The following is a 20,531-nucleotide window of genomic DNA, read 5'->3' on the forward strand; positions in this document are numbered from 1 at the left end:
CGTAGGCGCGCTCGCTGGGCGTCAGCGCAGGAACAGCGCCCGCAGCCGCGCGGTCGTGAAGACGAGCCCGACGAGGATCATGACCGCGAAGTAGGTCAGGTGCAGCAGGATCGACGGCTGCACGAGCCCGGTCGTGAGCTGGCGGATCATGTCGACGCCATGCCACAGCGGCAGCGCCTGGATGACCCACTGCACGCCCTGCGGGTAGACCTCGATCGGGAAGAACGTCGCCGAGAGCAGGAACATCGGCATCATCACGACCCACACGTAGTCGAGGTGCTGGAAGGTCTTCATGTAGCTCGTGATCGCCATGCCGAACGACGCGAACGCGAACGCGATGACGAGCGCCGCCGGGATCGCGAGCACGGCCGTCCACGCGAGGTTGAGGCCCATGAGCGTCGTGACGAGCATGAAGCCGCTCGCGTAGAGGAGGCCGCGGAAGAGCGCGAGCAGGATCTCGCCGAGCGCGACGTCGAGCGGGCCGAGCGACGTCGAGAGCATCTGCTGGTAGAGCTTCGCGTAGTTCATCTTGAAGAACACGTTCATCGTCGAGTCGTAGACGGCGCCGTTCATCGCGCTCACGGCCATGAGGGCCGGGGCGATGTAGGCGGCGTACGGCACCTCCGTGCCGTAGAACTCCACGCCGCCGATGAGCGCGCCGAGGCCGATGCCCATCGAGAGCAGGTAGAAGACCGGCTCGAAGAAGCCCGTGACGACGATGAGCCAGTTGTTGCGCGCGATGACGCGCAGGCCGCGCGCGACGACCGAGCGCGTGTTGCCCGCATAGATGCCGCGGAGCGGCCCGCGCACGGCGGGGGCCGGGGCCTCGAGCAGCAGCTCGCTCACCTGTCGAGCCGCTTCCTGAAGGTGCGGATGGAGAGCAGGCAGCAGAGGAGCGCGATCGCGACGAGGTAGCCGACGTGCACGAGCAGCATCGCCGGCTCGATCGCCGCGCCGTAGAGCGCGGTGCGGCCGAGCTCGACCGCGTGCCAGAGCGGCGAGATCCAGCCGATCCACTGGAGCAGGAGCGGGAGCGTCTCGAGCGGGAAGTAGGTGCCCGAGAAGAGCGTGAGCGGCACGACGACGAACCGCTCGATGAAGGAGAGCTGGCCGCGGTCATCCGTCTGGGTCGAGACCCACGACATGACCGCGAATCCGAACGCGGTCGCGAGCAGCAGCCCGATGCCGATGAGCACGAGCGCGCCGCCGGCGGTGCCGAGCTGCAGCACCATCATCACGATCGCGAACGCGGTGAGCGGCAGCAGGACGCGCACGAGCACCGAGAGCTGGAAGCCCAGCACGATGTGCGCGGCGGAGATGGGGGTGCCGCCCATCGAGAAGAACATCGGGAACCACTTGAAGCCGCCGAAGACCCCGTAGGTGTTCTCCTGCGCCGCCGTCTGCATCGCCGCCGCGAGCGCGAGCGCCGGCGCGACGAAGACGATGTAGGGCACGCCGTCGACGCCCTGCTCCCCCTGGTTCGCGTCGACGAGCATGCCGAGGCCGAAGCCGAGGCCGACGATGTAGAGGAACGGCTCGCCGATGCCGAGGCCGACCCACGAGAAGACGTAGGAGCGCATGGCGCGGATGCGGTGCTCGGCGACGAACCACCAGCCCCACGTGCGCGAGCGGCGGGCGACCGCGCCGTGGTCGACGCCGCCGGCATCGGCGAGCGTGCGCGTGGGCATCGACTCGCTCATTCGATCAGCGACCTTCCCGTGAGGCGGAGGAAGACGTCCTCGAGGCTCGAGCGCCGCACGAGGCTCGTGATGGGGCTCAGCCCGCGCTCGTGCACGGCCGACATCGCCGCCTCGCCGTCGTGGTCGTAGACGAGCACGCGGTCGGGCAGCACCTCGATGCGCTGGCCGATGCCGGCCATCGCCTCGGCGGCCTGGCCGTTGCGGGCCGAGCCGAAGCGCACCTCGAGCACCTCGCGCGTCGAGTACTCGCGGATGAGCGCGGCCGGGCTGCCCTCGGCGACGATCGTGCCCTTGTCGATCACGACGAGCCGGTCGCACAGCTGCTCGGCCTCGTCCATGTAGTGCGTGGTGAGCACGAGCGTCGTGCCCTCCTCCTTGAGCCGGAAGAGCCGGTCCCACAGCACGTGCCGCGCCTGCGGGTCGAGGCCGGTCGTCGGCTCGTCGAGCAGCATCGCCTTCGGCGCGTTGATGAGGCCTCGCGCGATCGTGAGGCGCCGCTTCATGCCGCCCGAGAGCCCGTCGACGCGCGCGGTGCGCTTCTCGGTGAGCTGCGCGAACTCGAGCAGCTCCTCTGAGCGGCGCTTGACGTAGTCGAGCGGCAGCCCGAAGTAGCGGCCGTAGACGATGAGGTTGTCGACGACCCGCAGCTCCTCGTCGAGCTGGTCGGCCTGCGGCACGATGCCGAGCTGCGCCCGCACCTCGGGCCCGTGCGTCTCGGGGTCGAAGCCGAGCACGCGGAGGTCGCCCGCCGAGCGCGTCGACGTCGCGGCGATCATCCGCATCGTCGTCGACTTGCCCGCGCCGTTGGGCCCGAGGAAGCCGAATGCCTCCCCCGGCTCGATCGCGAAGTCGATCCCGTCGACTGCGGTGAAGTCGCCGTACTGCTTGCGGAGTCCGGTCGCCTCGATCACGGGTGCTGGCACAAGGCCCCACAGTAGACCGTGCCGCCCACGCGCGGACGAGCACTCGTTGTCAACGTCGGTTGACGCACCCCCTCGTGTCAACTACGGTTGACGCATGGACGAGGCGACGGCGACCGGTGAGCAGCCCCGTGGGGTGCTCGAGGAGCTCGCGGCGCTCGCCGCGACGCGGCGCGCTCTCGAGCGCGAGGAATCGGCGCTCGCGAGACGCGCGAGAATGGAGGGGTTCCCCTGGCAGGCGATCGCCGACGCGCTCGGCGTGAGCCGCCAGGCGGTGCACAAGAAGCACGGCAAGCGGTGACGGCCGCGCACGACGACGGAAGCGAGACATGAGCGAGCGACGCGGGATGCTCCGACGCCGGGGCGACGACGGACCGCGCGCGAGCGTGCGCGAGCTGATGCCCTACCTCTTCCCGAAGAAGGGGCTGCTCGCGGGTGCGATCGCGCTCTCCGTGCTCGGCGCGGCGTTCGCCCTCGCCCAGCCGCTCATGGCGCAGGAGCTCATCGCGCGCGTCGAGCAGTCGCGGCCGCTCGAGTGGCTGCCGTGGCTGCTGCTCGCGGTCGTCGTGATCGGCGCGGTCGTCGACGGCTTCCAGCACTTCCTGCTGCAGCTGCTCGGCGAGCACGTCGTGCTGCGCACGCGCCGCACGCTCGTCGGCTCGATGCTGCGGCTGCCGATCGCCGAGTTCGACGCGCGCCGGGTCGGCGACCTCGTGAGCCGCGTCGGCAGCGACACGACGCTGCTGCGCGCGGTGCTCACGCAGGGCCTCGTCGAGTCGATCGGCGGCGTGCTCACGCTCGTCGGCGCCGTGATCGCGATGCTCATCATCGATCCGCTGCTGCTCGGCCTCACCGTGCTCGTGCTCGCGGTCGCGATCGGCGCGATGCTCGTCGTCATGCCGCTCCTCACGCGTGCTTCCGGCGCTGCGCAGGAGCAGGTCGGGCACCTCACGAGCGCGCTCGAGCGCGCGATCAGCGCCGTGCGCACGGTGCGCGCCGCGGGTGCGACCGCGCGCGAGGTCGACGGCATCGGCGAGCGGGCGGGCGACGCCTTCCGCGCGGGCGTGCGGGTCGCTCGCATCTCGGCGCTCGTCGTGCCGATCTTCGGCATCGCCGTGCAGCTCGCGTTCCTCGTCGTGCTGGGCGTCGGCGGCCTGCGGGTCGCGACGGGCGAGATCGCCATCTCGCAGCTCGTCGGCTTCCTGCTGTTCCTGTTCCTCATGATCATGCCGCTCGGCCAGCTCGCCGGCGCGATCTCGGCGGTGAGCGTCGCGCTCGGCGCGCTCGGCCGCATCCAGGAGATCGTGCGGCTCCCGTCCGAGGCGGATGCGGATGCGCGCGTCGCGCTCGAGCCTCGCGCGGGTGCGCCCATGGTCGCCTTCGACGGCGTGAGCTTCGCCTACCCCTCGGCCGACGAGCCGCGCACCGTGCTCGAGGACGTCTCGTTCGAGGTGCCCGCAGGCTCGCGCACGGCGCTCGTCGGCCCCTCGGGTGCGGGCAAGTCGACGACGTTCGCGCTCATCGAGCGCTTCTACGACGCGACCGCCGGCCGCGTCGTCGTCGGCGGCAGCGACGTGCGCGACGTCGATCGCGAGAGCCTCCGCTCACTCATCGGCTACGTCGAGCAGGATGCTCCGGCGCTCGCCGGCTCGCTGCGCGAGAACCTCCGGCTCGGCGCGCCCGACGCGACCGACGAGCGGCTGCTCGAGGCGCTCGACGCGGTCAACCTCGGCGACCTCGTGCGCCGCTCGCAGCAGGGCCTCGACACCGAGGTCGGCGAGGCCGGCGTGCTGCTCTCGGGCGGCGAGCGGCAGCGGCTCGCGATCGCCCGGGCGCTGCTCGCGGCGACGCCCGTGCTGCTGCTCGACGAGTCGACCGCCAACCTCGACGCCCGCAACGAGGCGTCGCTCAAGGCCGCGCTCGACGTAGCGAGCGAGGGCCGCACGACGCTCGTGATCGCGCACCGGCTCGCGACGGTCGTCGACGCCGACCAGATCGTCGTGCTCGACGGCGGCCGCGTGCTCGCGCGCGGCACCCACGAGGAGCTGCTCGACGCGTCCCCGCTCTACCGCGAGCTCGCCGCGCACCAGCTGCTCGCCCCCGCCGCACTCGACTGATCGGAGGACGCCCATGGCCGCACCCGCCCTGCTCGACTCGCGCCTGCCGATCGTGGCGGCGCCGATGGCCGGCGGACCGACCTCGACCGCGCTCGCGACCGGAGCGGCGCGGGCGGGCGCGTTCCCGTTCCTCGCCGCCGGCTACAAGACGACGGCGGCCATGGCCGCCGAGATCGAGCGGATGCGCGAGCTGGGCCTGCCGTTCGGCGTCAACCTGTTCGTGCCGGGCGAGCAGGCCTGGGACGCCGCGGCCCTCGACGCGTACGCGCAGCGCATCCGTCCCGAGGCGGTCGCGCTCGGCGTCGACCTCGGCGTGCCGCCCGCTCGCGACGACGACGAGTGGGACGCGAAGGTCGCGCAGCTGGTCGCGCACCCGGTGCCCGTCGTGTCGCTCACCTTCGGGCTCCCGCCGCGCCGCGACATCGGCGCCCTGCAGGCCGCCGGCACCCGCGTGCTCGCGACGGTCACGACGGCAAGCGAGGCGCGAGCCGCCGCGGAGGCGGGCGTCGACGGACTGATCGTGCAGGGCACGGACGCCGGCGGCCACTCGGCCACGCACGACCCGGGGCGCGCGCTCGAGCCCGTCGCGACGGAGCGGCTCGTGCGCGACGTGCTGGTCGCCGCCGAACTGCCCGTCGTCGCCGCGGGCGGGGTCGACGGCCCCCGCGCGGTGCAGGGGCTCCTCTCGGCCGGCGCCGTCGCGGTCGCGGTCGGGACCCTGCTGCTGCGCACCGACGAGGCCGGCACGTCGCCGACCCATCGAGCGGCGCTGGCCGATCCGCGCTTCGACGAGACGGTCATCACGCGCGCCTTCACCGGGCGGCCGGCTCGCGCGCTGCGGAACGCCTTCATCGATCGCCACGGCGCCGAGGCGCCGCTCGCCTACCCCGCGGTCCACCACCTCACGCGCGAGCTGCGTCGCGCGGCGAGCGCGGCCGGCGATGCCGATCGCCTGCACCTGTGGGCGGGCAGCGGCTACCGCAGCGCCCGCAGCGGACCGGTCGCCGACGTCATCCGCTGGCTCGCCGGATCCGCCTGAACCGACGCGACGAGGCCGCCCCCGCTGCGGGAGGCGGCCTCGATCGCGCTCAGGACGTGAAGCGCACCGATTCGGTCGGCGCGGTGTTCACCGTGAGGCTGAACACGTCGGGCCGCGCGTAGTGGCCGACGGCGTCGAAGTCGAGGTGCGATCGGACCTTGGCCGCCTGATCGATCTCGGCGTACAGGATCGCCTCCTCGTCGAACACCGGGCCGGCGAGCACGCTACCGCTCGGGTCGATGATGACGCTGCCGCCGCGCATGAGGGTGTCGCCGCCCGGCAGCTCGTACTCGACGGGGTGGTCCGCCGGGAAGGCGTCCCTCATGATCACCTGGCAGCTCGAGAGCACGAAGGTCCGGCCCTCGATCGCCACGTGCTGCATGGTCGACTGCCAGGTCGGGCGGTCGTCCGCGGTCGGCGCGCAGTAGATCTGCACGCCCTTCGCGTACATCGCCTGCCGCATGAGCGGCATGTAGTTCTCCCAGCAGATGACCGTGCCGACGCGGCCTCCGGGCGTCTCCATCGTGTCGAGCGTCGAGCCGTCGCCGAAGCCCCAGACGAGGCGCTCGGTCGCGGTGGGCATGAGCTTGCGGTGCTTGCCGACGAGGCCCGCCGCCGGGTCGATCATGAGCGCGGTGCAGTAGAGGGTGTTGCCGAGCCGCTCGATGATGCCCATCACGAGGTGCACGCCGTGCTCGGCGCTCGCGCGCTCGAGCCGGCCGACCTCCTCGCCGTCGAGCGCTATCGCGCCCGAGACGTAGCGCTCGTACTCCACGCGCCCGGCGTCCGTCCGCGTCCCGATCGCGGTGCCGAAGGACGTGCCCTTCGGGTAGCCGCCGATGAACGCCTCGGGGAAGACCGCGAGCTCGCCGCCGTTCGCGGCCACCTCGGCGATGAGCCGCTCCGCCTTCGCCGTCGCCGCGTCGGCGTCGAACGGGACCGATGCAGCCTGCACGACCGCGACCTTGTACATGATGGAGCTCCTGTCTTCTCGATCAGCCGCGCGAGATGTCGCGGCCCTTGGTCTCGGGCAGCAGCGGCCACAGCACGGCGAGCGCGACGATGCCGACGGCGATGACGTAGAACGCCGGCGAGATCAGCAGGCCGGTCGCCGCCACGAGCGACGCCGCGATGAGCGGGCCGGGGCCGGCGAGCAGCGCGTACGCGACGTTGTAGCCGATCGCCGAACCGGTCGCACGCACCGACGCGGGGAACACCTCGACGAGCAGCACGTTGTTCGTCACCGCGGCCGCCGCGACGAAGAGGGCGAAGGGCACGAGCCCGACGATCACGAGCCACGGGTTGCCCGTGTTCATGAGGGCGAACGCCGGGATGGCCCAGATCACGAGGCCCGCGATGCCGATGTGGTTCACCGGCTTGCGCCCCCAGCGGTCGGCCGCCATGCCCATGAGCGGGTTGAAGATCACGTAGATGACCATGACGACGGCCGTCGCCCACAGGGCCTCGAAGCGCTCCATGCCGACCGCGCCGGTGAGGTGGTTGTTGGCGTACGTGACGAGGTAGTAGAGCGCGACGCCGAAGATGCCGGCGAAGGCGAGGGTCATGACGAACGCGCGCGCCTTGTCGCCGCGGCTCGTGTGCTCGATCTCGTTGGCCTTGCGCTTGCGCTCGAGCTCCTCGTAGACCGGGGTGTCCTCGAGCTTGCGGCGGATGTAGACGGCGACGACCGCCATGAGGAACGAGGCGACGAACGGGATGCGCCAGCCCCACGACTCGAGGGCGGACTGCTCCATGACGGCGGTCAGCAGCACTGCGGTGAGCGTGCCGACGAGGAACGCGAGGCCGGCCGTCGCGGTGATGAGGCTCGCGTAGAGCCCCCGCTTCCCGGCGGGCGCGCTCTCGCCGATGTAGGCGGCCGCGCTCGTCCACTCGCCGCCGACCATCATGCCCTGCAGCAGGCGCAGGATGACGACGATGATGGGCGCCGCGATCCCGATGGCTGCGAACGACGGCACGAGGCCGATGAGCGCTGTGATGATGCCCATCCCCATGACGGTGATGATGAGCACGGCGCGGCGACCGAGCCGGTCGCCCATCGGGCCGAGGAACAGGGCGCCGATGGGGCGCGAGAGGAAGCCGACGGCGAAGACGGCGAGGGCGGAGAGCATCTCGGCCGTGGGGTTGCCGGACGGGAAGAACTGCGCACCGATGATCGCGGCGAAGTAGCCGTAGATGGCGAAGTCGAACCACTCCATGAAGTTGCCGATGCCGACCGCGACCATGCGCTTCCGGCGATCGCTCTTCGAGAGCTGGCGGATGGTTGGCGTGCCGATCTCCTGATCGACGGTGTGCTGCGACATGTGATCTCCCTTGGTCCACTCGCGCGGTGTGATCACATTATCGTCATACGGTAATACTGTCGAGCCGGCTTCGCGGCGGCGCACGAGAGAGGGCGAGCGGTTCCCCGCTCGCCCTCTCTCGTGCCGCCGTGCGGCCCGTCGCCGCTAGGCGAACGGGTTGGGCATGAGCGTGTACTTCGTCTCGAGGTACTCGTGGATACCCTCGGCGCCGCCCTCGCGCCCGAGGCCCGACTGCTTGACGCCGCCGAACGGACCGGCCGCGTTCGAGACGACGCCGACGTTGAGCCCCATCATGCCGGTGTCGATGAGGTCGATCATCCGCTGGCCGCGCTTCGTGTCCTCGGTGAAGACGTAGCCGACGAGGCCGTACTCGGTCGCGTTCGCGAGGCGCACGGCGTCCTCCTCGGTCGAGAAGCGCTGGATCGCGACGACCGGGCCGAAGATCTCCTCGATCGAGACGGCCATGTCGGGCGTGACGCCGTCGAGCACGGTCGGCTCGAAGAACGAGCCGGGGCCGTCGATCGCCTTGCCGCCGGTGACGAGGGTCGCGCCGTCGCCGACCGCCGACTCGACGAGCCGCACCGCGTTGTCGACGGCCTTGTCCTCGACGAGCGGGCCGATCTGCACGCCCTCCTCGGTGCCGCGGCCGATCTTCATCGCCTTGACCGCCTCGCCGATGCGGCGCGAGAACTCGTCGGCGACCGACTCGTGCACGATGAAGCGGTTGGCCGCGGTGCAGGCCTGGCCGATGTTGCGGAACTTCGCCAGCAGCGCGCCCTCGACCGCCTTGTCGAGGTCGGCATCCTCGAAGACGACGAACGGCGCGTTGCCGCCGAGCTCCATCGACGACTTCAGCACGTTGTCGGCGGCCTGCTTCAGCAGCTGCACGCCGACCGGGGTCGATCCCGTGAACGAGACCTTGCGCAGGCGCGGGTCGGCGAGCAGCCGCTCGGAGAGCGCGCCGGTCGACTTGGTCGTGATGACGTTCACGACGCCCTTCGGCAGACCCGCCTCCTCGAGCAGCGCGACGAGCGCGAGCGTCGTGAGGGGCGTGAGCGTCGCGGGCTTCACGACCGCGGTGCAGCCCGCGGCGAGCGCCGGGCCGAGCTTGCGGGTCGCCATCGCGAGCGGGAAGTTCCAGGGAGTGATGAGGAAGCACGGGCCGACGGGGCGGTGCGTGACGATCATCTGGCCGGTGCCCTCGGGCGTCATGGAGTAGCGACCGTCGATGCGCACGGCCTCCTCCGAGAACCAGCGCAGGAACTCGCCGCCGTAGGCGACCTCGCCGCGGGCCTCGGCGAGCGGCTTGCCCATCTCCATCGTCATGAGGAGCGCGAACTCCTCCTTGCGCTCCTGGAGGAGGTCGAAGGCCTTGCGCAGGATCTCGCCGCGCACGCGCGCGGGCGTCCGGGCCCAGGAGTCCTGCGCCGCGACGGCCGCGTCGAGCGCGCGCACGCCGTCCTCGACCGAGCCGTTCGCGATCTCCTTGATCACCTCGCCGGTAGCGGGGTCCCTGACCTCGATCGTGCCCTGCTCACCGTCGACCCATTCGCCGCCGATGAAGAGCTTGCCGTGGATGCCGTCGAGCACCTGCATCTCGGTGGTGGTCGCGCTCATGCGAACTCCTTCAACTGGTTGTGTCCATCGTATCCGCCGGGGGTCGCTCGCTCCGGAGCACGCGAGCGATCGCCCGCTCGAGGTGCGGCGCGAACGCCGCGGGGTGCTCGGCGTGCGGGAAGTGGCCGAGCTCGGGCATGAGCTCGAACGACGAGTTCGGGATGCGGTCCGCAAGCTCGCGAGATGCGGCTGGTGGCACGCTCGTGTCGAAGGCGCCCGACAGCACCGCGACGTGCGGCGACTCGGGCGTGAGCAGGTGCTCGACCTCGTCGAGATCCCACTGCTGGTATCCGGTGATGTCGGCGTCGTAGACGCCGTAGGCGCCGGACGAGTAGCCCCACCACACGCGGTCGCGGTGCTCGAGCGGCGAGGCCGGGTTCATGAGCCCGTAGGTCCACTCGGGCACGTGGAGCGCCTGGTTGACGACCGCGGAGCGGAGCGCCGGCGTGCTGCGGCCGCGCACGCTGGGGCCGGCCTGGCACGAGACAGCGCCTGCGAAGCGGTCGGGGTGCAGCGCGATCGCCCGCACGACGGCCGCGCCCGCCATCGACGGGCCGAGCAGGATGGGCCGCCGCAGGTCGGCGGCATCCGCGATCGCGACGATGAGCTGGGTGTACGTCGCGGGATCGAGCCGGTACTCGAGCGGATCGACGCCGGGCACGGGCGTCGACTTGCCGTGCCACGGGAGGTCGACGGCGATGAGCTCGAAGCGGTCCGTGACATCGGTCTCGGCGACGAGCCCGTGGTACTGGCTCGAGTCGCTGCCGGCGGTCGCGAGGCACAGCACTTGCGGGCCGGTGCCGGCGCGCTCGACGAAGACGTCGGATGCGCCCTGCGGCCCGTCGATGCGGACGTACTGCCCGCGCAGCGACAGCGGTCGGCGCTCGGGGGCCCGGGGCGCGGCGGCCGCCGGGCGGATCGCCTCGACGATGCGGCGCACGAGGTGCAGGTGCTGCGCGAAGGCGAGCTCGTCGCCCTCGACGCGCGCACGGCCGTCCCGCACGAGTGCGAGCACGTGCTGATCGCCCGCGCTCGGCTCCGCGGCGAGCAGCGCCGACCACGCCTCGTCCGCCATGGCGATCGAGCAGTCGGCGGCTCTGCCCGCGGCGACGCGCCCGTCGTGGAGGCGGAGGACGTGCTCGCCGCTGCTGTCGCGCAGCGCGATCGTGACGTCGGCACCGCGGCTCGCGGCGGCGAGGCGCGCGTCGGCGCGGCAGCGCTCGACGACGTCGGCGGGCAGGCTCACGCGCGCCGGCCGATCACGCCGGCGAGCCCCGGCAGCGGCTCGCCGAGCGGCTCGAGCCCATCGAGCGTGCCCGCATCGTGGCCCGTGAGCACGAGCGCTGCGTCCGTCTCGCGGATCCGATCGAGCACGCGGTACGACTGCGGCACGTCGGCCATCGACACGAACGGCATGTCGCGCTCGAGCTCCTCGACGAAGTGCGCCGCGTCGCTCGCGATCAGCACCGTGCCGGCGCTCGTGGCGACCGACACCATGGCCTGGCCCGGGGTGTGGCCGCCCACCTCGACGAGCTCGACCCCCTCGGCGATCGTCGCCGTGCCCGAGAAGGGGCGGAGCCTTCCCTCCGCCTCGGCGCGCAGCAGCTCCTCGATCTCGGCGGGATCGCCGAAGTGCGAGAAGAGCGGCCGGTCGGCGACGTCGCTCGTCCAGAAGTCGAGCTCTGACCGGGCGATGTGGATCTCCGACGACGCGAACGCCGGCAGGTTCCCGATGTGGTCGTAGTGCGCGTGCGTCACGACGACGGGCACGCCGGAGCCCGGCTCGATCCCGAGGCGCCGCAGCGCATCCACGGGGTCGATGAGGATTTCGCGGCCGCGCGCGGTCGCCCCCGCCTCCGAGTACCCGGTGTCGACCACGATGGCCTCATCGCCGCGGCGGAGCACCCACAGGAAGTAGTCGAGCCGGAACGGCCCGTCGTCCTCCCCGTAGAAGGCGTAGTTGAGGAAGACCTCGCTGCGTCGGGTGCTGCGCGTGCCGTGGCGGATGACCACGACCTCCCACGGCTCGTGCGATGCCATGGCGCGAGCTACTCGCCCGAGCCGGAGCCGCCCTCGTGGACGGCGACGGTCGGCTCGATGCCATCGGCGCCGACGACCTCCCGCCATGCCTCGAAGCCGGTCTGGAACGCGACGATGCCCGCCTCGGGCAGGGCGATCTCGATCGCCTCGAGGATCTCGGTCGGCGTGAGGCCGAGGTCGAGCGCGACTCGGATGTGCGACTGGATGTGGCCCTTCGAGGCGCGCATGACCGTCAGCGAGACGATGAAGATGAGCTCCTTCGTCTTGCGGTCGAGCGTGCGCTGGTCGAGGTAGGCGGCGGAGACCATGTGGTTCGCCGCCTGCAGCACCGGGAAGTCCTGCTTCGCCATCACCTTGTGGTAGTCGAGGACGTAGCCGCGCTTGCGCGCCATGTCGTCGATGTACTCCTGCGGGTCGATGTCCGTCATCGTGCGTGCCCTTCGTCGATGGAGATCCCGGTCGCCCGCGTGTACACGCGCGCGATCTCGGTGTGGTCTGCGTGCTCGCCGAGCGCCGATCGGCCCTCCGAGAGCGTGTCGAACGCCGCGCCCGTGACCGGTGCGAATCCGACCTCGTCGGCCATGCGCCTCGCGATGCCCATGTCCTTGAGCATGAGGTCGTACGCGAACTTCGAGGCGTACGTGCCGGGCAGGATGTGCTGCGGGAACTTGACCTGCGTCGCCTGGCTCATGCCGGTCGAGGCGTTGAGCACCTCGATCATCGCCGCCGGCTCGATGCCGAAGTGCTTCGCGATGAGCACCGCCTCCGTCGCGGCCGCGATGTTCGTCGCGCTGACGAGGTTGTTGAGCGCCTTGGCCGCGTGGCCGGCGCCGGCGGGCCCGACGTGGACGATCGAGCTGCCGACCGTCTCGAGGTGCGGCATGGCGCGCGCGACCGCGTCGTCCGTGCCGCCCGCCATGATGGTCAGCTCGCCCGTCTCGGCCTTCGCGATGCCACCGGAGACCGGCGCGTCGACGTAGTCGACGCCGCGCTCCCCCGCGGCGGCGGCGAGCGACCGCGTGCTCCCCGGCTCGCTCGAGCCCATGTCGATCACGAGCGACCCTGCGGGCAGGCGCTCGAGGAGCGCGCCCTCGCCGGTGAGCGCGTCCTCGACGTGGCGGCTCGTCGGGAGCATGAGGATCACGGCGTCGACGTCGGCGCCCTCGCTCGCGAGGTCGACCACCGGCCGGGCGCTCGAGCCCTCGACGACCGCCGAGACGGCGTCGGGGAACACGTCGAAGACGTGCGTCTCGAACGCCTCCGCGTGGAGTCGCGCCATCGGCGCGCCCATGCGCCCGAGGCCGAGGAAGAGGGTGTGGCTCATGCGATGTCCTTCGCGCGGGTGCTGAGGTGGTCGAGGGCGATGCTCGATGCGGCCATGACGTGCGCGACGGAGAGCCGGTAGGCCGCCTCCTCGTCTCGCCGCGCGATGGCGTCGACGACGGCGCCGAGCTCGGCGCGCATCGCGGCCTGCCGGTCGGGCGCACCGAGCGTCACGGCGCGCAGCTGGCTGATGCGCGCCTGCACGTTGGCCAGCTGCTCGCCGATGATGTGGTTGCCGCTCGCGGCGATGAGCGCGACGTAGAAGCCGTTCTTGATGGCCAGCAGCGCGTCGATCTCGTCCGGGCGCTGCTCCGGGATCGAGTCGAAGGCCGCCTGGAGCGCGGCGATCTGCGCGTCGTCGGCGTTGCGCGCCGCGAGCCGCGCGGCGGTCGCCTCGAGCGCCGCGCGCACCTCGTAGAGCTGCCGGGCCTCGTCGAGCGTCAGCTCGGCGACGACCGGGCCGACACCCGGCTGGATGCGGATGAGCCGCTCGCTCTCGAGCTGCCGCAGGGCCTCGCGCACGACGGTCCGGCTGACGCCGAGGCGCTGCTCGATCGCCTTCTCCGTGATGCGCGCGCCCGGCACGAGCTCCCCGCGCACGATCGATGCGCGCAGCACCTCCACCGCCTGCTCCCGCAGGGGCGCAGCCTTCCGTTCCAGCATCGACGCCGCCTCTCGCTCACACCAACCGTATTATCGTCATACGATCGGCGCAAGCCGCGACCGCGCACCCGAGGTCAGCGCGACGCGGCGGCGCTCACCTCCGAGTCCGATCGGTCCGCCGCGGGAGTGCGCGGCTCCTTCGCGAGCTTCGACGGCCACCAGGTCTTCGGCCCGATCTCGAGCGCGAGTGCTGGCACGAGCAGCGAGCGGACGAGCGTCGTGTCGATGAGCACGCCGAGCGCGACGATGATCGCGAGCTGCAGCAGGAACAGCACCGGGATGACGCCGAGCGCCGCGAAGGTGGCCGCGAGCACGACGCCCGCCGAGGTGATGACACCGCCGGTCACGCGCAGGCCGCGGAGCACGCCCGCGCGGTGGCCGCGCTTGCCGACCTCCTCGCGCACGCGGGTCATGAGGAAGATGTTGTAGTCGACGCCGAGCGCGACGAGGAACACGAACGCGAACAGCGGCACCGCCGGATCCATGTCGGGGATCCCGAGCCACTGCAGGATGATCGCGCCGACGCCGAGCGCCGTGTAGTACGACAGCACGGTCGTGGCCAGCAGCACCGCCGCAGCCACGATCGAGCGCAGCAGCACCATCAGGATGAGCCCGATGACGAGCAGCACGATCGGGATGATGACGGCGCGGTCGCGCGAGGATGCGTCGTTCGTGTCGATCGCAGTCGCGGTCGTGCCGCCGACGATCGCATCGTCGGTGACGTCGTGCGCCGCCGCGCGGATCTCGCGCACGACCTCCTGCGCCTCGGTCGAGTCGGGGGCGTCGACGAGCGTCGCCTGCAGCAGCACGCTGCCGTCGACGACGGTCGGCTCGAACGCCGCGAACGGCGACGCGGGATCGGCCGGCCACGGGAGCGTGCCCGAGGGCGAGTCCTCGCTCGCGAGCGCGAGGCTCTCGACGCCGTCGATGTCGGCGACCGCCTCGGCGACCGCGTCGAGCTCGCCCTCGGGCGTGACGACCTGCGTGGGCGTGCCGGAGCCGCCCGGGAAGTGCTCCGAGAGGAGCGCCTGGCCGTCGCGAGCCTCCGACTCCCCCACGACGAAGTCGCTCGACGGCACGCCCTCGGCGCGCAGCTGCGTGACGCCCAGCGCGCCGGCGCCGAGCACGAGCGCCGTGACGATCCACACGGAGCGGGCGCGACGGTCGACGAGGTTCGAGACGGCGCCCCACAGGCCCTTGCCGTCGGGCTTGACGCGCGGCTTCTCGGGCGTCGGCGCGACCGGCCAGAAGGCGACGCGGCCGAACGCGAGCAGCAGCGCCGGCAGGAGGGTGAGGCCGGCGAGGATCGAGGCGGCGATGCCGATCGCGGCGACGGGGCCGAGCTGCTGGTTCGAGACGAGGTCGCTCAGCAGCAGGCACAGGAGGCCGGCGATGACGGTGCCGCCCGAGGCGATGATGGGCTCGAACGAGCCCTTGAGCGCCGAGAGCGTCGCCTGCCACCTCGACTGCGTCTGGCCGAGCGCCTCGCGGAAGCGAGCCGTGTAGAGCAGGCCGTAGTCGGTCGCCGCGCCGACGACGAGGATGAAGAGGATGCCCTGCGTCTGCCCGCTGAGCGTGAGCACCTCCGCCTTCGCGAGCTCGAAGACCACGAGGATCGCGAGGCACAGCGCGGCCACCGAGGTGAACAGCACCAGGATCGGCAGCAGCGGCGAGCGGTACACGATCACGAGGATCACGAGCACGGCACCGAGGGCGACGAGCAGCAGCAGCCCGTCGATGCCGCCGAAGGCCTCGGCGATGTCGGCGGTGAAGCCCGCCGGTCCCGTGACCTTCGACTCCACGCCCGCGCCGAGGTCGGTGTCGGCCACGAGCGCGCGCAGCTCGCCGACGAGGTCGCCGACCTCGCCCGACTCGCCCGAGCTGTCGAGCAGCGCCACGATCTGCGCCGCCTGCCCGTCCTCGCTCGGCACGACGGGCGATGCCTGGACGACGCCCTCGAGCCCAGCGATCTCCTCCTGGAGCGCGGCGATGGACTCGACCGCGCTCGCGTCGAGCTCCTCGTCGGACGCCGCGACGACGATCGCGGGGATCTCGTCGTCGCCGAGGAACTCGCCGAGCTGCTCCTGCACGAGCGTCGACTCGGCGCTCGAGGGCAGGAAGCTCGTCTGGTCGTTCGAGACGACGCTCGAGAGGCTGCCGAAGGTCGGGCCGCCCATGCCCGCGGCGGCGAGCCAGCCGAGGATCAGGACCGCGGGCAGCAGGACGCGCAGCCACCGGGGGACGCGGGAGGACGAGGAGCGGGGCGTGGATCGTGTGGACACTTAGCCAGTCTATCTGTTAGGCGGTCTATGCAAAGCCAAGACGCGAAGATCTTTGCAGGGTGCCGCGCAGAGCGGCAGCACCAGTCAGCCTATATGTAGTGAGGCTACAGACCCTCGCTCAGTGGCGGCGCGTGACCTGCACGCCGCCGTCGCGCATCTCGTCGAGGGCGGTCTGGCGCGTCTCGGGCGAGACCGCCGACGTGAGCGCGTCGATGACGGTCACCGAGATCCCCGCGAGCGCCGCGTCGAGCGCCGACGCCTTCACGCAGTAGTCGGTCGCGATGCCGACGACGTCGAGCTCGTCGATGCCCTGCTCCTCGAGCACCTCGCCGAGCGTCCCGCCGTCGTCGGTCGTGCCCTCGAACGCCGAGTACGCGGGCTTCCCCTGCCCCTTCTTGACGTGGACGTCGATCGCGAGGGCGTCGAGCGCGGGGTGGTAGTCGGCGCCGGGGGTGCCGGCGACGCAGTGCACGGGCCACGTGCCGACGAAGTCGGGCTGGCCGGCGGCGAAGTGGCCGCCGTTGTCGTTGTCGGCGTCGTGCCAGTCGCGGCTCGCGACCACGAGGTCGTAGGAGTGCGTGCGGAGGTGCTCCGTGATGGCGGCGGCGACCGCGGCGCCTCCCTCGGTGCCGAGCGCGCCGCCCTCGGTGAAGTCGTTCTGCACGTCGACGATCAGGATGCCCTTGGCCATGGCCCCAGGGTAGACGCGCTCCTGGAAGCGCGCCGCACCGCCTCCTAGAGTGGCGCCCATGGTGTCGCGCACGGCCAACTTCTGCTTCGACGCATCCGACCCGATCGCGCAAGCGCGGTGGTGGGCACAGGTGCTCGACGACTTCGAGATCTCGCCCGAGGGCGCGTGGAGCGAGGCCGAGGCGGAGCTGCGCGGCCCCGGCGGCCGCTGGCTCGAGTTCCTCAAGGTGCCCGAGCCCAAGGTCGTGAAGAACCGCATGCACATCTGCCTCCGCCCGGTCGGCACGACGTGCGACGCGGAGGTCGAGCGCATCGTCGGCCTGGGCGCGAGCGTCGTCGACGACCGCCGCGGATTCGAGGACGGCGGATGGGTCGTGCTGGCCGACCCGGAGGGGAACGAGTTCTGCGTGCTCGCGACGCCGGCCGAGGAGGCCGGCATCGCTCGCACTTAGCTCGGGCGGAGACGACGAAGGCCCCGCGGATGCGGGGCCTTCGTGCTGGTGCCGCCTCGGAGAATCGAACTCCGGACCTATTCATTACGAGTGAATCGCTCTGCCGACTGAGCTAAGGCGGCGTGCCGAGGCACGATCAACGATACTACCGCATGCCCGGAGCCCTCGACGAACGCTTGACCGGCCCGCGCGCGCTCCCCCAGGCTCGAGGCATGACGGCGACCGCGTGGCAGCTCCGACGGGCCGAGCCCACCGCATCCGACCTCGAGCAGGTCGACGCGTGGTGGCGCGCGGCGAACTACCTGAGCGTCGGGCAGATCTACCTGCTCGCGAATCCGCTGCTGCGCGAGCCGCTCGAGCGCGAGCACCTCAAGCCGCGGCTGCTCGGCCACTGGGGTACGACGCCGGGCCTCACGTTCGTGCAGGCGCACCTCAACCGCGTCATCCGCGAGCGCCGCCAGCGCACGCTCTTCGTCACCGGTCCCGGTCACGGCGGCCCGGGGGTCGTCGCGGCCACCTACCTGGAGGGCGTCTACAGCGAGCGCTACCCCGACGTGAGCCTCGACGCAGGCGGCATGCAGCGGCTCTTCCGGCAGTTCTCGTTCCCCGGGGGCATCCCGAGCCACGCGGCGCCCGAGACCCCCGGCTCGATCAACGAGGGCGGAGAGCTCGGCTACTCGCTCGCGCACGCCTACGGCGCGGCGTTCGACGATCCTGACCTGCTCGTCGCGTGCGTCATCGGCGACGGCGAGGCCGAGACGGGGCCGCTCGCCGCGTCGTGGCACAGCAACAAGCTGCTGAACCCCGCCGCCGACGGCGCCGTGCTGCCGATCCTGCACCTCAACGGCTACAAGATCGCGAACCCGACGCTGCTCGCCCGCATCCCCGAGGATGAGCTCGTCGCGCTCATGCGCGGCTACGGGCACGAGCCGCTCGTCGTCGAGGTCGGCGCCGACGGCGAGCCGCCCCTCGAGGCGCACGCGCGCTTCGCCGCGGTGCTCGACGACGCCGTCGACCGGATCGCGACGATCAAGGCGGATGCGGCGGCGGGCCGCCTCGCCGCTCGCCCGGCCTGGCCGATGATCGTGCTGCGCAGCCCCAAGGGATGGACCGGGCCGCGCGAGGTCGACGGCACCCGGGTCGAGGGCACGTGGCGCGCCCATCAGGTGCCGCTCTCCGGCGTGCGCGACGACGACGCGCACCGGGAGCTGCTCGCCGAGTGGCTGCGCTCCTACCGCCCGGACGAGCTGTTCGACGACCGCGGCGCGCCCGTGCCGCTCGTGGCGAGCCACGCCCCGGAGGGCGAGCTGCGGATGGGCGCGATCCCGGTCGCGAACGGCGGCGAGGTGCGCGAGCCGCTGCGACTCACCGACTTCCGCGACCACGCCGTCGAGGTGCGCGCCGACGCGCGCGGCGCGGAGGACGCCGAGGCGACCGCGATCCTCGGCGCCTGGCTCGCCGAGGTCATCCGCGACAACCCCGAGACGTTCCGCATCTTCGGACCGGACGAGACCGCATCCAATCGCCTCGCGCCGAACGTCTACGCGTCGACCGACCGGCAGTGGAACGCCGAGACGCTGCCCGGCGACGAGCACCTCGCGCCGACCGGTCGGGTGATGGAGGTGCTGAGCGAGCACCTCTGCCAGGGCTGGCTCGAGGGCTACCTGCTCACCGGCCGCCACGGGCTGTTCAACACCTACGAGGCGTTCGCGCACATCGTCGACTCGATGGTCGGCCAGCACGCGAAGTGGCTCGAGTCGGCCGCGCGAGTGCCGTGGCGCGAGCCGATCGCGAGCCTCAACACCCTGCTCTCGAGCCACGTGTGGCGGCAGGACCACAACGGCTTCAGCCACCAGGACCCGGGCTTCATCGACGTCGCGCTCAACAAGAGCCCGGAGGTCGTGCGCGTCTACCTGCCGTTCGACGCGAACACCCTGCTCTCGACTGCCGACCACTGCTTGCGCTCGACCGGCTACGTCAACGTCGTCGTCGCGGGCAAGCAGCCGGCGCCGCAGTGGCTCTCGATGGCCGAGGCGACCGCGCACTGCGAGCGCGGGCTCGGCGTGCTGCCGTGGGCGGGCACCGAGATGGCGGATCGGGCCCCGGATGCCGTGCTCGCGGCCGCGGGTGACGTCCCGACGCTCGAGGTGCTCGCCGCCGCGTCGCTGCTGCGCGAGCGCGTGCCCGAGCTGTCGCTGCGGGTCGTGAACGTCGTCGACCTCACCCGCCTGCAGAGCGAGGGGCAGCATCCGCACGGATTGCCCGACGCCGAATTCGACGCGATCTTCACGCGCGACCGGCCGGTGGTCTTCGCGTACCACGGCTACCCGTGGCTCATCCACCGGCTCACCTACAAGCGCGCGGTGCACGACGACCTGCACGTGCGCGGCTACGTCGAGCGCGGCACGACGACGACGCCGTTCGACATGGTCATGCTCAACGACCTCGACCGCTACCGGCTCGCGATGGACGTCGTCGAGCGCGTGCCGGGCCTGGCAGAGTCGTGCGCGGACGTGCTCGAGGAGTGGGCGGATGCGCCTGCTCGCGCCCGTGCCTACACGCGCGAGCACGGCGTCGACATTCCGGAGGTCGCCGACTGGCTGTGGCAGGGCGGCGGGCCGGCGGAGTAGCGCTCCGAGGTCGCGCCCGCGGATTAGCGGCGCAGCACGATCCTGGGCGTCGGCAGCAGATCGGCGCGTGCGGGATGCTGGCGAGCACGGCCGTGCCGCTCGAGCAGTGCGCGGAGCCGCCGCTCGGTCACGATGCTCGGCTGCCGGTGTCGCCGGGGTGGCCGGATGGATCGGGCGACCGGCTCCACCGAAACCGAGGCGGCAGGCTCCGCGGGTGGCTCGACCGCCGGCTCGCCGCCGGGCTGGGGGAGCTCGGGCAGCTTCACCGCGAGCGATGCCGGCGCGGCTGCTTCGAGGCTCTGCGGCAACTCGGGCGGTGTCTGCAGGCCCGCGAATGCGGCGACGGCGGTGCGGGTGCGGGCGGGCTGGAGCTCGGCGATGATCCGCCACTGGCCTGGCCCCGGTCCCGCCTTCTCGACTCGCAGTCGGCCGGCGTGGATCTCGTGGTGGTGAAAGCTGCAGACGAGGATGCCGTTGTCGATGTCGGTCTTGCCGCCGAGCTGCCAGGGCACGATGTGGTGCGCTTCGCACCAGGCGGCCGGCATGCCGCAGCCGGGCACGCGGCAGCCCTTGTCGCGCTTGGCGAGCGCGCGCCGCTGCGCGCGGTTGAAGATGCGCTTGGTGCGGCCGAGCCACAGCGGGTGGCCGTGCTCGTCGACGATCAGCTGCTCGATCGCGGCGTGGCAGAGGAGCTGGTCGATGCCCTCGATCGGGACCAGGCAGCCGGTGTGCTCGAT

General features: G+C 71.9%; 19 protein-coding genes and 1 tRNA gene. 5 read left to right on the forward strand and 15 right to left on the reverse strand.

All coding sequences use genetic code 11. The annotated features are described in order from the left end of the window. Nucleotides 1-21 precede the first annotated feature (21 nt). The 3 genes from H508_RS0107845 to H508_RS0107855 are packed head-to-tail and all read right to left on the reverse strand — an operon-like array spanning nt 22 to nt 2,623. Nucleotides 22-846 carry an ABC transporter permease gene (locus tag H508_RS0107845; protein WP_026373648.1) on the reverse strand — a complete coding sequence of 275 codons (825 nt, stop codon included), beginning with the start codon at nt 844-846 and terminating at the stop codon, nt 22-24. Continuing rightward, complete coding sequence (locus H508_RS0107850) at nt 843-1,688, reverse strand: ABC transporter permease (RefSeq protein WP_026373649.1); 846 nt, start codon at nt 1,686-1,688, stop codon at nt 843-845. The genes H508_RS0107845 and H508_RS0107850 overlap by 4 nt, the downstream gene beginning before the upstream one ends. 8 nt (nt 1,689-1,696) lie before the next feature. Then, a complete protein-coding gene (locus H508_RS0107855; protein ID WP_026373650.1) occupies nt 1,697-2,623 on the reverse strand; it encodes an ABC transporter ATP-binding protein in 927 nt (308 codons plus the stop codon). A gap of 94 nt (nt 2,624-2,717) precedes the next feature. Between H508_RS0107855 and H508_RS0107860 the strand changes: the two genes are divergently transcribed. The 3 genes from H508_RS0107860 to H508_RS0107870 are packed head-to-tail and all read left to right on the forward strand — an operon-like array spanning nt 2,718 to nt 5,776. Then, nucleotides 2,718-2,921 carry a hypothetical protein gene (locus tag H508_RS0107860; RefSeq protein WP_026373651.1) on the forward strand — a complete coding sequence of 68 codons (204 nt, stop codon included), beginning with the start codon at nt 2,718-2,720 and terminating at the stop codon, nt 2,919-2,921. A 28-nt stretch (nt 2,922-2,949) separates the two neighbouring features. Then, on the forward strand, nt 2,950-4,737 hold the full coding sequence (locus H508_RS0107865; protein ID WP_026373652.1) for an ABC transporter ATP-binding protein: 1,788 nt from the start codon (nt 2,950-2,952) through the stop codon (nt 4,735-4,737). A gap of 13 nt (nt 4,738-4,750) precedes the next feature. Continuing rightward, nucleotides 4,751-5,776: an NAD(P)H-dependent flavin oxidoreductase gene (locus tag H508_RS0107870; RefSeq protein WP_026373653.1), complete on the forward strand. Its 1,026-nt coding sequence runs from the start codon at nt 4,751-4,753 to the stop codon at nt 5,774-5,776. A 49-nt stretch (nt 5,777-5,825) separates the two neighbouring features. Here the strand turns inward: H508_RS0107870 and H508_RS0107875 are convergent, their stop codons facing one another. The 10 genes from H508_RS0107875 to H508_RS0107920 all read right to left on the reverse strand — a co-directional run bounded on the left by H508_RS0107875 (nt 5,826) and on the right by H508_RS0107920 (nt 16,713). Further along, nucleotides 5,826-6,749, reverse strand: a complete 924-nt coding sequence (locus H508_RS0107875; protein ID WP_021009871.1) for a carbon-nitrogen hydrolase family protein — start codon at nt 6,747-6,749, stop codon at nt 5,826-5,828. 22 nt (nt 6,750-6,771) lie between these two features. Further along, nucleotides 6,772-8,097 (reverse strand): MFS transporter, encoded by a 1,326-nt coding sequence (locus tag H508_RS0107880; protein ID WP_021009870.1) that lies wholly within the window; start codon nt 8,095-8,097, stop codon nt 6,772-6,774. Between the two features lie 144 nt (nt 8,098-8,241). Further along, nucleotides 8,242-9,714 (reverse strand): NAD-dependent succinate-semialdehyde dehydrogenase, encoded by a 1,473-nt coding sequence (locus H508_RS0107885; protein WP_021009869.1) that lies wholly within the window; start codon nt 9,712-9,714, stop codon nt 8,242-8,244. A gap of 10 nt (nt 9,715-9,724) precedes the next feature. Next, the gene (locus tag H508_RS0107890; protein WP_026373654.1) at nt 9,725-10,960 is read right to left on the reverse strand and encodes an alpha/beta fold hydrolase; all 1,236 of its coding nucleotides are present in this window, start codon (nt 10,958-10,960) and stop codon (nt 9,725-9,727) included. After that, entirely contained in the window at nt 10,957-11,754 is a 798-nt protein-coding gene (locus tag H508_RS0107895) for an N-acyl homoserine lactonase family protein (RefSeq protein WP_021009867.1), read from the reverse strand. Before H508_RS0107895 ends, H508_RS0107890 begins: the two co-directional genes overlap by 4 nt. An 8-nt stretch (nt 11,755-11,762) precedes the next feature. Further along, nucleotides 11,763-12,182: a carboxymuconolactone decarboxylase family protein gene (locus H508_RS0107900; RefSeq protein WP_021009866.1), complete on the reverse strand. Its 420-nt coding sequence runs from the start codon at nt 12,180-12,182 to the stop codon at nt 11,763-11,765. Continuing rightward, entirely contained in the window at nt 12,179-13,078 is a 900-nt protein-coding gene (locus H508_RS0107905; RefSeq protein ID WP_026373655.1) for an NAD(P)-dependent oxidoreductase, read from the reverse strand. The genes H508_RS0107900 and H508_RS0107905 overlap by 4 nt, the downstream gene beginning before the upstream one ends. Then, nucleotides 13,075-13,740 carry a GntR family transcriptional regulator gene (locus H508_RS15305; RefSeq protein WP_035254268.1) on the reverse strand — a complete coding sequence of 222 codons (666 nt, stop codon included), beginning with the start codon at nt 13,738-13,740 and terminating at the stop codon, nt 13,075-13,077. The genes H508_RS0107905 and H508_RS15305 overlap by 4 nt, the downstream gene beginning before the upstream one ends. Before the next feature lie 74 nt (nt 13,741-13,814). After that, complete coding sequence (locus H508_RS0107915; RefSeq protein WP_026373656.1) at nt 13,815-16,022, reverse strand: MMPL family transporter; 2,208 nt, start codon at nt 16,020-16,022, stop codon at nt 13,815-13,817. A 118-nt stretch (nt 16,023-16,140) separates the two neighbouring features. Further along, complete coding sequence (locus tag H508_RS0107920; RefSeq protein WP_026373657.1) at nt 16,141-16,713, reverse strand: isochorismatase family protein; 573 nt, start codon at nt 16,711-16,713, stop codon at nt 16,141-16,143. Nucleotides 16,714-16,771: 58 nt separating this feature from the next. Between H508_RS0107920 and H508_RS0107925 the strand changes: the two genes are divergently transcribed. Beyond that, nucleotides 16,772-17,164: a VOC family protein gene (locus tag H508_RS0107925; protein WP_026373658.1), complete on the forward strand. Its 393-nt coding sequence runs from the start codon at nt 16,772-16,774 to the stop codon at nt 17,162-17,164. A 46-nt stretch (nt 17,165-17,210) separates the two neighbouring features. On the opposite strand, the gene H508_RS0107930 is transcribed toward H508_RS0107925, so the two are convergent. Continuing rightward, nucleotides 17,211-17,286, reverse strand: a tRNA-Thr gene (locus tag H508_RS0107930). A gap of 90 nt (nt 17,287-17,376) precedes the next feature. Here H508_RS0107930 and H508_RS0107935 point away from each other — a divergent pair. After that, the gene (locus tag H508_RS0107935; RefSeq protein ID WP_026373659.1) at nt 17,377-19,794 is read left to right on the forward strand and encodes a phosphoketolase family protein; all 2,418 of its coding nucleotides are present in this window, start codon (nt 17,377-17,379) and stop codon (nt 19,792-19,794) included. 23 nt (nt 19,795-19,817) lie between these two features. On the opposite strand, the gene H508_RS0107940 is transcribed toward H508_RS0107935, so the two are convergent. Continuing rightward, nucleotides 19,818-20,531 (reverse strand): HNH endonuclease signature motif containing protein (locus H508_RS0107940; protein WP_026373660.1); only part of this gene is annotated, 714 nt, incomplete at its 5' end.

The sequence above is a fragment of the Agrococcus lahaulensis DSM 17612 genome (assembly GCF_000425105.1).
Lineage (GTDB): Bacteria > Actinomycetota > Actinomycetes > Actinomycetales > Microbacteriaceae > Agrococcus > Agrococcus lahaulensis.